The 13,767-nt window shown below is 64.0% G+C and carries 9 protein-coding genes; 2 read left to right on the top strand and 7 right to left on the bottom strand.

What is annotated here, in order from left to right; genetic code table 11:
• Positions 1-2: 2 nt before the first annotated feature.
• Positions 3-1,127 (bottom strand): beta-ketoacyl-ACP synthase III, encoded by a 1,125-nt coding sequence (locus QO033_RS07325; RefSeq protein ID WP_284480299.1) that lies wholly within the window; start codon positions 1,125-1,127, stop codon positions 3-5.
• 128 nt (positions 1,128-1,255) lie between these two features.
• Positions 1,256-1,441, bottom strand: a complete 186-nt coding sequence (locus QO033_RS07330; RefSeq protein ID WP_284480300.1) for a hypothetical protein — start codon at positions 1,439-1,441, stop codon at positions 1,256-1,258.
• A 176-nt stretch (positions 1,442-1,617) separates the two neighbouring features.
• On the opposite strand from QO033_RS07330, the gene QO033_RS07335 reads away from it, so the two are divergent.
• Entirely contained in the window at positions 1,618-3,306 is a 1,689-nt protein-coding gene (locus tag QO033_RS07335) for a PHA/PHB synthase family protein (protein ID WP_407682100.1), read from the top strand.
• Between the two features lie 200 nt (positions 3,307-3,506).
• Here QO033_RS07335 and carB read toward each other — a convergent pair whose 3' ends face one another.
• The 3 genes from carB to QO033_RS07350 form a co-directional block, all read right to left on the bottom strand.
• Entirely contained in the window at positions 3,507-6,866 is a 3,360-nt protein-coding gene (gene carB / locus QO033_RS07340) for a carbamoyl-phosphate synthase large subunit (protein WP_284480302.1), read from the bottom strand.
• Between the two features lie 185 nt (positions 6,867-7,051).
• A complete protein-coding gene (locus QO033_RS07345) occupies positions 7,052-8,659 on the bottom strand; it encodes a hypothetical protein (RefSeq protein ID WP_284480303.1) in 1,608 nt (535 codons plus the stop codon).
• Positions 8,660-8,949: 290 nt separating this feature from the next.
• Complete coding sequence (locus QO033_RS07350) at positions 8,950-10,182, bottom strand: SAM-dependent methyltransferase (RefSeq protein ID WP_284480304.1); 1,233 nt, start codon at positions 10,180-10,182, stop codon at positions 8,950-8,952.
• A gap of 177 nt (positions 10,183-10,359) precedes the next feature.
• On the opposite strand from QO033_RS07350, the gene aspS reads away from it, so the two are divergent.
• The gene (aspS, locus tag QO033_RS07355) at positions 10,360-12,141 is read left to right on the top strand and encodes an aspartate--tRNA ligase (protein WP_284480305.1); all 1,782 of its coding nucleotides are present in this window, start codon (positions 10,360-10,362) and stop codon (positions 12,139-12,141) included.
• Positions 12,142-12,414: 273 nt separating this feature from the next.
• On the opposite strand, the gene QO033_RS07360 is transcribed toward aspS, so the two are convergent.
• Complete coding sequence (locus tag QO033_RS07360) at positions 12,415-13,128, bottom strand: BglII/BstYI family type II restriction endonuclease (protein WP_284480306.1); 714 nt, start codon at positions 13,126-13,128, stop codon at positions 12,415-12,417.
• Between the two features lie 4 nt (positions 13,129-13,132).
• Positions 13,133-13,765: an MT-A70 family methyltransferase gene (locus QO033_RS07365; RefSeq protein ID WP_284480307.1), complete on the bottom strand. Its 633-nt coding sequence runs from the start codon at positions 13,763-13,765 to the stop codon at positions 13,133-13,135.
• Between the last annotated feature and the right edge of the window lie 2 nt (positions 13,766-13,767).

The raw sequence follows: 13,767 nt of genomic DNA on the forward strand, positions 1-13,767 counted from the left end.
GATCACAGATGCCGACGCAGCAGCACCGAGCCCACCGAATAGCCGGCGCCGAAGGAGCAAATCAGCCCCAGATCGCCGTCGCCCAGATCGTCGGAATTCTGCGAGAAGGCGATGATCGACCCGGCCGAGGAGGTGTTGGCGTAGTCCTGCAGGATGTTGGGTTGTTCTTCCGGTGCCGGCTCGCGGCCCAGGACCTTCTTGCCGATCAGATCGTTCATCGTCTTGTTGGCCTGATGCAGCCACATCCGCCGGAGTGCGCTGCCTTCGAGCCCTTCGTCGGCCATATGGTCGGCGATATGATGGCTGACCATCGGCACCACTTCCTTGAACACCTTGCGGCCGTTCTGCATGAATTGCATGTCGCGGCGGTCGGCCAGCCCGTCGGGGCGGGTGCGGCGCAGGAAGCCGTTGTTGTTGCGGATGTTATTGGAAAACTGGGTGGCGCAGCGGGTCGACAGGATCTCGAAATGCGGGCCCTGCGCCTCCTCGATCCGTTCGATCACCGTGGCGGTGGCGACATCGCCGAAGATGAAGTGGCAATCGCGGTCGCGCCATTCCAGGTGGCCGGAGCAGATCTCCGGGTTGACCACCAGCGCCGCGCGGACCGAGCCGCTGCGGATCATGTCGGCGGCGGCCTGAATGCCGAAGGTGGCCGAGGAACAGGCGACATTCATGTCGAAGGCGAAGCCCTTGATGCCCAGCAGAGCCTGTATCTCGATGGCGACGGCGGGATAGGCGCGCTCCATGTTGGAGGCGGCGCAGATCACCAGATCGATATCCTCGGGCGTGCGGCCGGCCTGGGCCAGCGCCTTCTTCGCCGCATCCAGCGCCATTTCCGCCATGATGCCCGGCTCGTCGTCGCTGCGCTGGCGCAGCAGCGGATGCATGACCTCGGGGTCGAGGATGCCGCTCTTGTTCATGACGTGGCGCCGCTCGATGCCGGAGGCCTTGACGATGAAGGCATCCGAGGAATGCTGCATCGGCTCCATCTCGCCGGCGGCGATGGCCTCGGCGTTGGCGGCATTCATCCGGTCGGCATAGGCATTGAATGTCTCGACCAGTTCGGCGTTGGTGATGACCTCTTCCGGCGTGAAAACGCCGGTTCCGGTGATCGCGGGCTTATACATCTATGTCTCCTAGCGGGGCCGGGCGATGTGGCCCAAAACCGGGGTGCAGGTCAACCCGTGGGCGCGGCTCCGCCTCCGGGGCGGGCAGGGCGCCAGGGCGCGCGCGCCGGTGCCGTCACGGCAGGATTTCAGATCAGCGGCACCAGCGGGACGCCGCCACAGGCGGTGAGGGCGAGCAATCCGCTGAGGAGGAGAAAAAGTCGCATCTGATTTGTCCATTCTGCTCGGTTTTGATCACTGTTTCCCAAGCGATTGTCCCGGTCAAGTCTGGCCGGGCCGGGGATCAGGCGATAGTCTCGGCCCGGCAGGGTCATAAAACTGATATCCTGCCCGGATACCCCGACCCGGACCCGCCGCGATGTGGCGGGCGCAGCCCAACCGATCAGGATCGACCGACGTGACCGATAGCAGCCTCCCCGTTTCCCCGAAATCCGAAGATCTTTCCGAAACCTCCGCCGGCTTTCATCAGAGCGAGCATGAGCTGGCGCAGATGACCGATACCGCCTTTCGTGCCGGCGTCAGCCAGATGACCATGGGGCTGTCGCCCTCGTCGCTGCTGCTGCACTATTACGACTGGGCGCTGCACATGGCGATGTCGCCGGGCAAGCAGCTGGAGCTTGGCGAGCTGGCGGTGGAGAACTGGGTGCGTTACACCCGCTATCTTGCGGATTGTGCGATGAAGCAGGGCGGCAGCAGTTGCGAGCAGCCCGATGCCCATGATCGCCGATTCAAGCATGAGGGCTGGGCGCACCAGCCGTTCAACGCCTTTCAGCAGGCCTTTCTGCTGACACAGAAATGGTGGGACGAGGCCACCACGGGGGTGCGAGGGGTCGAGCGCGCCAATGAGAAAGTGGTGAATTTCGTTGCCCGCCAGCTGCTGGACGCGATGGCGCCGACCAATTTCGTCCTGAGCAACCCGGAGATCCTGCAAAAGACCATCACCACGGGCGGCCGCAACCTGGTCGACGGGATGCACAATCTGCAGGAAGACATGCGCAAGGTGATGCTGCAGGAAAAGCCGGAGATCCCGGAGGAGTTCCGCGTGGGCGAGACCCTGGCGGTGACCCCCGGCAAGGTGGTCTATCGCAACCGGCTGATCGAGCTGATCCAATATGCCCCGACCACCGACAAGGTGCAGCCAGAGCCGATCCTGATCGTGCCGGCCTGGATCATGAAATACTATATCCTCGATCTGGGCCCGTCGAATTCGATGGTGAAATTCCTGACCGATCAGGGCTTTACCGTCTTCATGATCTCCTGGCTGAACCCCGAGGCCGAGGATGCCGAGCTGGGCATGACGGATTACCGCAAGATGGGGCCGATGGCGGCGCTCGACGAGATCCAGAAGATCACCGGCGCGGCGCGGGTGCATGCGGTGGGCTATTGCCTGGGCGGTACCCTCCTGAGCATCGCCGCCGCGGCGATGGCGCGCGACGGCGACGACCGGCTGGCCTCGATGACGCTGCTGGCGGCGCAGATGGACTTCACCGAAGCCGGCGAGCTGACGCTGTTCATCAATGAAAGCGAGGTTTCCTTCCTCGAGGACATGATGTGGAAGAGCGGCTATCTCGACGCCTCGCAGATGGCCGGTGCCTTCCAGCTGCTGCGGTCCAACGATCTGATCTGGTCGCGGCTGCAGCATGAATATCTGATGGGGGAGCGGCCGCATCCCATCGATATCATGGCCTGGAACGCCGATACCACGCGGATGCCCTATCGGATGCATTCGGAATATCTGCGGCATCTGTTCCTGGACAACGATTTCGCCGCCGGCAAGTTCATGGTCGAGGGCCATCCGGTGACGCCGCGCGACATCATGGTGCCGATCTTCGCGGTGGGGACCGAGACCGACCATGTCGCACCGTGGAAATCGGCCTATAAGACCGGGGCGCTGACCGGGGGCGAGGTGACCTTCGCGCTGACCAACGGTGGCCATAACGCCGGGGTGGTGTCGGAGCCCGGGCACAAGCACCGGCATTTCCGGCTGGGCCGCATCTTCACCAACAATCACTTCGTGCCGGCGGACGAATGGGCCGAGAGCGTGGCGCCGCAGGACGGGTCCTGGTGGCTGGCCTGGGTCGACTGGCTGAAGGGGCAGCAGAGCGGCGAACCGATCGCGCCGCCGAAGATGGGCAAGGCGCTGTGCGATGCGCCCGGCACCTATGTGATGCAGCGCTGATCCTGCCTATCCGGCCGGGGGAGCCGCGGCGGGCTGCGGGCGCCTCCGGCGGGAGTATTTGGGCAGAGAAGAAGGGCGCGGGCCAGCTGGCTCCCCCCCCCCGCGCGAGGCAGCTGAGAGGGGTGGCGGCGCAACAGTTGCTGCGGAAACGAAAACGCCCGGCGCGAAGCCGGGCGTTTGACGTTTCAGAGAGCGGGCGCTCAGGCCTGCAGGCTCTTCACCCCGACATCGCCCTCCGCCTGCGCCTTGATCGCGAGTGCCGCGGCATGGGCGCCGGCGGCGGTGGTGAAATAGGGGATCTTGTCGTAGAGCGCGACCGAGCGGATGCCCTTGGAGTCCTCGACCGCCTGGGCGCCTTCGGTGGTGTTCATCACCAGCTGCACCGCGCCGTCCTTCATCATGTCGACGATATCGGGGCGGCCCTCATAGACCTTGTTGACCAGGTCGCAGGGCACCCCGTGACCGGCCAGCCAGTCCTGGGTGCCGCGGGTGGCGACCAGGGTGAAACCGAGACCGACCAGCACCTGGGCCGCTTCCAGCATCAGCGCGGTCTTGTCGGCGTCCTTGATCGAGATGAAGGCGCGCCCGTCGCGCGGCAGCACCATGCCGGCGCCCATCTGCGCCTTGAGGAAGGCGCGCGGGAAGTCGCGATCCCAGCCCATCACCTCGCCGGTGGAGCGCATTTCCGGGCCGAGGATGGTGTCGACGCCGGGGAAGCGGGCGAAGGGCAGCACCGCCTCCTTGACCGAGAACCAGGGCATGTTGGGATCGGCCAGCGTCATCGGATCGGCCAGCGGCAGCGTGGTGTCGTAATCGGCGTCCTTCTGATAGGGCGGCCGTTCCGGGAAGGCGGAGAGCTTCTCGCCGGCCATGATCCGGGCCGCGATCGAGGCGATGGCGCTGTCGGTGGCCTTGGCGACGAAGGGCACGGTCCGCGAGGCGCGCGGGTTGACCTCGATCAGGTAGATCTCGTCGTCCTTGATCGCGAACTGCACGTTCATCAGGCCGACGACGTTCAGCGCCCGGGCCAGCGCAAAGGTCTGGTCCTTGATTCGGGAGATCACGGCGTCGGAGAGCGAGTAGGGCGGCAGCGAACAGGCGGAGTCGCCGGAGTGGACGCCGGCTTCTTCGATATGCTGCATGATGCCGGCGACATGCACCGCCTCGCCATCGCAGAGCGCGTCGACATCCAGTTCGACCGCGCCGTCGAGATAGCTGTCGAGCAGCACCGGGCTGTCGCCGGAGACCACCACCGCTTCGGAGATATACCGCTTGAGGTGATCGAGGTCGCGGACGATCTCCATCGCGCGGCCGCCCAGCACGTAGGAGGGGCGGATCACCAGCGGGAAACCGATGCCCTCGGCGATGGCCAGCGCCTCCTCATCGGAATGGGCGATGCCGTTGTTGGGCTGTTTCAGGCCGAGCTGGTTGACCAGTTCCTGGAAGCGCTCGCGGTCTTCGGCCAGGTCGATGGCGTCCGGCGTGGTGCCGAGGATCGGGATGCCCTCGGCCTCCAGCGCCCGGGCCAGTTTCAGCGGCGTCTGGCCACCGAACTGCACGATCACCCCGTGCAGCGTGCCGTTCTGCTGTTCGACCCGCAGGATTTCCATCACGCTTTCGAAGGTCAGCGGCTCGAAGTAGAGCCGGTCGGAGGTGTCGTAGTCGGTCGAGACCGTCTCCGGGTTGCAGTTGACCATGATGGTCTCATAGCCGGCATCAGTCAGCGCGAAACAGGCGTGGCAGCAGCAATAGTCGAATTCGATGCCCTGGCCGATCCGGTTCGGCCCGCCGCCCAGGATCACCACCTTCTTGCGATCCGACGGGCGCGCCTCGCACTCGACTTCGCCCATCATCGGGGTTTCATAGGTCGAATACATATAAGGGGTCTGCGCCTCGAACTCGGCGGCGCAGGTGTCGATCCGCTTGAAGACGGCGGTGACGCCCAGGTTCAGGCGGGCGCGGCGAACGTTGTCCTCGTCCCGGCCGGTCAGCTTGCCCAGACGGGCATCGGTGAAGCCCAGCATCTTCAGCGCACGCAGCCCGTCCTCGGTGACCGGCAGGCCGAATTTGCGCAGCTCTGCCTCGGCCTCGACGATTTCGCGGATGCGGGCCAGGAACCAGGGGTCGAATTTGGTGACCGCCTGGATATCGCTGTCGCTGAGACCATGGCGCATCGCCTGGGCGATGGTGCGCATCCGGTCCGGCGTCTGCTGGCTGAGCGCCTTGATGACGGCGGCCTTGTCGTCGCCTGCCTCGTCCCAGAGCCCGGCGGAGACACCGGGAATGGCGATCTCGTCAAAGCCGGTGAGCCCGGATTCCATCGAGGCCAGCGCCTTTTGCAGCGATTCGTGGATGGTCCGGCCGATGGCCATCGCCTCGCCCACCGATTTCATCGCGGTGGTGAGATAGGGTTCGGAGCCGGGGAATTTCTCGAAGGCGAATTTCGGGATCTTGGTGACGACATAATCGATGGTCGGCTCGAAGCTGGCCGGGGTCACCTTGGTGATGTCGTTGTCGAGCTCATCGAGGGTGTAGCCCACCGCCAGCTTCGCGGCGATCTTGGCGATCGGGAAGCCGGTGGCCTTCGAGGCCAGCGCCGAAGAGCGCGACACCCGCGGGTTCATCTCGATCACCACCATGCGGCCGTTGTCGGGGTTGATCGCCCATTGCACGTTGGAACCGCCGGTTTCGACACCGATTTCGCGCAGCACGGCGATCGAGCCGTTGCGCATGATCTGATATTCCTTGTCGGTCAGCGTCAGGGCCGGGGCCACGGTGATCGAATCGCCCGTGTGCACGCCCATCGGATCGACGTTCTCGATGGCGCAGACGATGATCGCGTTATCCGCCTTGTCGCGGACGACCTCCATCTCGAATTCCTTCCAGCCCAGCAGGCTTTCGTCGACCAGGATCTGGCCGACGGGGGAGGCTTCCATGCCCGAGCGGCAGTAATATTCGTAGTCGTCGCGGTTGTAGGCGACGCCGCCGCCGGTGCCGCCCAGGGTGAAGGCGGGGCGGATGATCGCCGGCAGGCCGATGTGATCCAGCGCTTCCATCGCCTGTTTCAGGCCGGCCGCGATGTCATGCTTGCCGTTGGGCAGCTTCGGCGCCGTGACGATATCGGCCTTGGGGTTTTCCAGCCCGATCCGGTCCATCGCCTCGCGGAACAGCTTGCGGTCTTCGGCCATCTCGATGGCGTCGCGCTTGGCGCCGATCATCTCGACGCCGAATTTTTCCAGCACCCCCATCTCTTCCAGCGCGAGCGAGGTGTTCAGCCCGGTCTGGCCGCCCATCGTCGGCAACAGCGCGTCGGGGCGCTCCTTTTCGATGATCTTGGCGACGACTTCAGGGGTGATCGGCTCGATATAGGTGGCATCGGCCAGGCCGGGGTCGGTCATGATCGTGGCCGGGTTGGAGTTCACCAGGATCACCCGGTAGCCCTCTTCGCGCAGCGCCTTGCAGGCCTGGGCGCCGGAATAGTCGAATTCACAGGCCTGACCGATCACGATGGGACCGGCGCCGATGATCATGATCGAGGAGATATCGGTTCTTCTGGGCATGGCCTGTTCCTTCGATGTGGTGTTGGGGGCGGGCGAGTCACCGGGGCCGCGCGGCGCCCAAATTGTCCTGCTTTATAGGGATGGGCCGGAAAGGTTCAAGGGGCCGGTTGCCGCAAAAAAATCCCCCCGCCGGGGCGGGGGGATCAATGCGGTCCCGGATTGGCGCCTGGCGCCGTCCGGTCGGATCAGACGAGGCCGAAGCTGAAGTCGGAGGCGTCGATTTCGCTCACCAGGGTGTCTTTCACCAGGGCGAAGTCGGTGCCGCCGATCGACAGCAGCACGTCGTCGCCGCTTGCAGAGACGGAGATGTCGCTGAAGCTGTGCAGCACGGTGTCGAGGATGTTGAAGGTGTCGGCACCGTCTTCGAAATCCTTCACCGTGTCGACCTTGTCGGCCTCGGTGATATTGAATTCGAAGACATCGTCGCCGATGCCGCCAACCAGAAGGTCGCGCCCGGCGCCGCCTTCGATGGTGTCGTTGCCGCGCCCGCCATAGAGCTTGTCGTTGGCGCCGCCACCATAGAGGTCGTCACCACCGTTCTCGCCGAGGATCTTGTCCGCGCCGAGACCGCCACGAATCTCGTCACCGCCGTTGCCGCCCAGGATCTTGTCGTTGCCGTTCTTGCCCAGGATCAGGTTGTTGGCGTCGTTGCCGGTGATGATGTCGCGGAAGTCGGTGCCGATGGCATTCTCGATCAGCGTGTCGGTCGCCTCGGAGATGCCGCCTTCGATCGCCTCGATGATGTCCGAGCTGTTGGAGCTGAGCTCGACCACGGTGCCGAAGCCGAACTGATCGACGATCGCCTCGTAGTCGGAGATCACGCCGGAGGTGACGGCGAAGATCGGGATGATGCCACCCTTGATCAGCGCGTCCTTGACCTGATCGAGGGTCGGGTAATCCTCGCCGGTGCCGTCGTTGTCCGGTCCGTCTGTGATCGCGTCGCCGTCGTTGTCGCCCACCGGGTTGTCGCCGGCGAAATGCGGCACGGCGTCGGTGGTCAGCACCACCACCTTCAGCGCGTCGCTGGACCAGCCGACTTCGGCGGTGCGCAGGGCCACCTGCATCAGGCCGGTCAGCTGCGCCTCGGGGCCGTCCGAGCCACTGCCGACGGTCATCGCATCCAGCGCCGCGATCCAAGCCTCCGAATCAGAGGTCAGGCCGAGCTGGGTCAGATATTCGTGATCAGATGTGCTGCCGAAGGGCGAGGTCGGTTTGTCGATGAAGCTGGCCAGGCCCAGCCGCACGGTCGTCGTCAGGGCCGAGATCGTATCCACAAGATCGTCGGCCAGGCCGCGTACGGTCGAGACGTCGTCGCTGAACGAACCGGAGAGATCCTGCAGCAGCACCATTTCCAGCGACCGGGTGCCTTCGTCGGACAGGCCGGTCAGTTCGATGATCCGATCATCGACATAGGACAGCGAGCCGGCGGCCATATTGATGATTGCGCCGGTATCGCCGCCGGAGAAATCCAGCGTGTCGGACCGGCCAGAGGTATCGGTGATCACCACGTGATCGCCGGCGAAGCCGTTGACGATGAAGTGATCATTGCCACCGCCGCCGAAGGCCACGTCGTCCCCGGCGGAGAGATCGAAGACATCGCGCCCGGCACCGCCCAGCAGGGTATCGTCGCCGATCCCGCCGGAGAGAATGTCGTTGCCGTCGCCGCCCTCCAGGGTGTCGTCGCCCACCTGACCAAAGAGGATGTCATCGCCCCCCAAGCCGATGAGCTGGTCATTCTTGTTCGAACCAGCCAGGATGTCGTCCAGGCCGTCGTCACCATATACTACCTTCATGTTCGATTTCCTCCCGAACCAAGGAACATTCTGAAATGTTGCGTCGAAAAATGTGACGCTAACTGATCAAATTCGCCCATAAAATAAGCGCGGGCGCAATCCAAGGTTATCGGAACTGGGTTAATGCGGCAAATGTTTGATTGTCGCATGCCGTCTGGTCAGCTCCCCGGATCGGAATTCCGCGTGCGGCCGGGGGAAGAGCGATATGGGCGGGCCCCGGACTGCAAAGGGGCGGCCCGGTCAGGCCGCCCCTTGATTGCAGGGTGTTCCGCCTTGGGGCGGAGAGCGATCTATTCCGCCGCCTGCGGCGTGCAGACCTTCTCTGCGGTCGGGTAGAGGTAGTCGCGCGTCAGCGGCACGGCGGTGTGCTGATGGCCCAGCTGGAACTGGAACACCGCCTGATCCTCTTCCTCGAACGTCATGTAGCAGGCGATCAGATAGAACCGCCACATGCGGATGAACCGGTCGTCATAGGTCTGCCGGACGATATCGATCTGCGCGTCGAACCGTTGCAGCCAGTGGCGCAGCGTCATCGCGTAGTGCAGGCGCAGCACCTCGAGATCGAGCGACCAGAGGCCGGACTTCTCGATCGCCGGGGCCAGTTGCGACAGGCTGGGAATATAGCCGCCGGGGAAAATGTATTTCGTGATCCATTCCGCCTGGGCGCTGGGTGGCGCCAGGCTGCCGATGGTATGGATCAGCGCCACGCCGCTGTCGTCCAGAAGCTCGGAGACCTTATTGAAATATTCGCCGTAGAACGGAACGCCGACATGTTCCAGCATGCCGACCGATACGATCCGGTCGAATTTCTCATTCAGGTCGCGGTAATCCTGCAGGCGGAAATTGGTCTGGCCTTCCAGCCCGGCCTCGGCGGCGCGCCGCTTGGCGGTGGCCAGCTGGTTTTCCGACAGCGTGACCCCGGTGACCCGGGCGCCGTAGTCGCGGGCCAGGGTCAGCCCCATGCCCCCCCAGCCGCAGCCGATGTCCAGCACCTTCATGCCCGGTTCGATTTGCAGCTTGGACGCGATATGCGCCTTCTTGGCGATCTGGGCGTCTTCCAGCGACATCGCGGGATCGGTGAAGTAGGCGCAGCTGTATTGCATGTCCTTGTCCAGGAACAGCCGATACAGATCGTCCGATATATCGTAGTGATGCGCCACGTTCTGGCGTGAATGCCGCTTGGTGTTGGCGCGGATCACGCTCTGCGCCGCATAGCGCAGGGCGCTGTAGGCGCGGGCCCAGACGGGAATGTCGCGGGACCGCGCATTGCGCAGGATAACGCGCAACAGCCCTTCCATGTCGTCGTCGGCGATCTGCAGGGTCCCGTCCATGTAGGACTCCCCGAAGGACAGCTCGGGCTTGAGGCAAAGCGCACGCACCGCCTTGTTATCGGTCAGGCGAACGTCGGCCCCGGGTCCGGACCCGGATCCGTATGTCTTTGTCTCACCATCTGGGAAGGTAACCTTCAACTGACCCTGCTTGATCAGTTGCACCAACATGCGATCTAGAACAGCTTTCCACATAGGGCAAACCTCCGGCTTTCAGGTTCGCTGGTTATTTCACACATTGAGCGTACACGGGTTCCGCCGAATTCCAAAGCATGTAGCCATTCCCGTCGCGTCACTTGTTGCCGACTTGACTTCTGATGCCCATCGCGGTGTATCAGCGCCACATTTCTGATCGCCCGAAGGATCGATACGATGCACGCCTACCGCAGCCATACCTGCGCAGACCTTACCGCGGCCAATGTCGGCCAGACCGTTCGCCTGTCCGGCTGGGTTCATCGGATCCGCGACCATGGCGGCATCCTCTTTATCGACCTGCGCGATCACTATGGCATCACCCAGGTGCTGTGCGATCCCGACAGCCCGGTCTTCGCCGAGGTGGAGAAGGTGCGCTCGGAATGGTGCATTCGCATCGACGGTGAGGTGAAGGCGCGCGACGAGAGCCTGATCAACCCCAAGCTGCCCACCGGAGAGATCGAGGTCTTCGTACGTGACATGGAAGTGCTGGGCGCCGCCAAGGAACTGCCGTTGATCGTCTTCGGCGATCAGGAGTATCCGGAGGAAACCCGGCTGCGCTATCGCTATCTCGACCTCCGGCGCGAGGCGATGCAGCGCAACATGACCCTGCGCTCGGACGTCGTCTCGTCGATGCGCCGGCGGATGTGGGATCAGGGCTTCCGCGAATACCAGACCCCGATCATCACCGCGTCGAGCCCCGAGGGCGCGCGCGACTTCCTGGTGCCGTCGCGCCTGCATCCCGGCAAGTTCTATGCGCTGCCGCAGGCGCCGCAGCAGTTCAAGCAGCTGATCATGGTGTCGGGCTTCGATAAATATTTCCAGATCGCGCCCTGTTTCCGCGATGAAGACCCGCGCGCCGATCGTTCGCCCACCGACTTCTATCAGCTCGACATGGAGATGAGCTTCGTCACCCAGCAGGATGTGTTCGACACCATCTCGCCGGTGCTGGCGGGCGTGTTCGAGGAGTTCGGCGGCGGTCGCAAGGTCGATGCCCCGGCGGAGTGGCCGCAGATCTCCTACCGTGACGCGGCGCTGTGGTATGGCACCGACAAGCCGGACCTCAGGAACCCGATCAAGATGCAGGTGGTCAGCGAACATTTCGCGGGCTCCGGCTTTGCCATCTTCGCCAAGCTCTTGGAGCAGGAAGGCACCGAAATCCGCGCCATCCCGGCGCCGAAGGGCGGGAGCCGCAAGTTCTGCGACCGCATGAACGCCTTCGCCCAGAAAGAAGGTCTGCCCGGCATGGGCTATATCTTCTGGCGCGACAAGGACGGTGAGATGGAGGCGGCGGGCCCCCTGGCCAAGAACATCGGGCCGGAACGCACCGACGCGATCCGCCAGCAACTGGGTCTGGGCGTGGGCGACGCGGCCTTCTTCCTGGGCGGCAAGCCCGAGTCCTTCCAGACCGTTGCCGGCAAGGCCCGCACCGTAATCGGCGACGAACTGGGGCTGACCGACACCGACCGTTTCGCCTTTGCCTGGATCGTCGATTTTCCGATCTACGAGAAGGACGACGAAACCGGCGAGATCGATTTCGAACACAACCCCTTCTCGATGCCGCAGGGCGGGATGGAAGCGCTGGAAGGCGATCCGCTGAAGGTGCTGGGCTATCAGTACGACCTGGCCTGCAACGGCTACGAACTGGTCTCCGGCGCGATCCGGAACCACCGGCCCGAAATCATGTTCAAGGCCTTCGAGATCGCCGGCTATGGTGAAGACGAGGTGCGTAAGCGCTTTGGTGGCATGGTCAACGCCTTCCAGTTCGGTGCCCCGCCGCACGGTGGCTGCGCCGCGGGCATCGACCGGATCGTCATGCTGCTGGCCGACGAACAGAACATCCGCGAGGTGATCATGTTCCCGATGAACCAGCGCGCCGAAGATCTGATGATGGGCGCGCCGAGCGAGCCGAGCCCGGAACAGCTTATGGAGCTGAACCTGCGGGTGATCCCGCAAGACTGATCCGGGTGAGTCTTTCGCACCCTAAAGCGGCGGCCTTCGGGCCGTCGTTTTCGTTTGTGGGCGGGGGAGGGCAGGCGCCTGCCCGTGGGGGCTGCGGTCTCCGGTTCGGTGTGCTTGATGGCAGTCAAAGACTTCCACGATCTGACCGAGGCACGACATTGCCAAAGCGCCAGCCCGATGGGACGGGCAGGCACTCGCCCAGCGGCCCTGTGGGCCTTGTTTCGGGCGGAAGAATGGCGTTCGCCTTCCGTCGTGCGTCCCGGCCCCGCAGGATCACTCCGGGGTGATATTCTCCGGCAGGATGCCGATCGCCAGCACCGGGCAGCCGCCGCTGCGCCCGGCGGCGATGCGGCTGATCAGCTTGTGGGTGCCGGTGGTGCTGGCGCCGAACTTGGCGGCGACGGTCTGATCGGTCTCCTGTCCGTTGCGGTCCAGGCAATGGCCCAGCGACTTGAAGAACTCGTTCGACAGCTCCCGCGTGACGATGACGCCGACGTCGATGACCCCGGCCTCGAAGAAACTGCGGAAGGCATAGAGATCGCGATCATAGGTCTGATCCTTGCTGTTCCATTCGTAGTCGAACGCGACCCGGCCCTTCCAGAAATCGATCATGTGGTTGTGGATGTAATCGGCGCGCAGGATGCGGTCGATCTCTTCGGCGGACTGGCCCTTGCCGGCCTTCAGCTTGACCACCAGATCGGCCTCGATATGCACCTCTTCGAAAAAGCCGGCATCGGCGGCCAGCCTGGCGAAGCGCGTCGTCGCCTCCATCCGGTTGCCGCCGGGGCTGCGGATTTCGGTGGTCGAGATGGTGAAGGCGCGCAGCACCTGCTGGATCGCGGCGAACTCCTCCGGCGCGCGCTGCTGCAGAACGGCGGTGGCGCTGCGATAGCTGCGCACCGAGTAGCGGCGCAGCAGATCGGCGTCGAAGGCGGGCTCGACCAGCTCTTGCGGGTCGAAGACCAGATCTGTGATGTCGCGGGCCACGGGCTTATTCCGCCGCGACGCCCGAGTTATAGGCGTAGGTCTTCCAGCCGGGTTTGTAATCGGCATCCGCCTGATTGCCCCAGACGGTCCAGCCATCGCGCACACCGCGTCCGAAGAGCTCTAGATAGGGCCCCCAGGAGCAGCCCTCGATCAGCTCATATTGCTCATCGGGCTTGCGGGAATGCTCGCGTTTGCGCGACTGGATCATGTTCACCTGACGGCGGCCCAGATCCAGCGTGCGGGCATTCTTGCCGCGGGTGCCGAACAGCAGGAGCTCGGTCACATTGCGGAAATAGAAACCGACTCCACGGCCGTCGCTGCCGCCATCCTTGCGGATCTTGTGCCAGACGATGTTCGATTTGTATTCGAAGCCCCAGGCACGCAGCACCTCCAGCCCCTCTGGCAGCAGTGCGTTGGGCACCCAGACATAGCAATGTGCCTTGTCTTCCAGATGATCGGCCACCGGCAGGGCGCAGATATCCTCCAGCGTCATGGTAGGATACCGCGCCAGCCGCTTGTGTTCAGGGGCGACCTTGCCGGTGCGGTTGGTGAACCGCCAGGGCGGGTCCGCCATCACGCAGCCGAACTTTGCGCCGTCCAGGAATCGGGACAAATCTTGTGCCGCTGTCTGTGCCATAC

This window comes from Pseudodonghicola flavimaris (assembly GCF_030164425.1).
GTDB lineage: Bacteria > Pseudomonadota > Alphaproteobacteria > Rhodobacterales > Rhodobacteraceae > Pseudodonghicola > Pseudodonghicola flavimaris.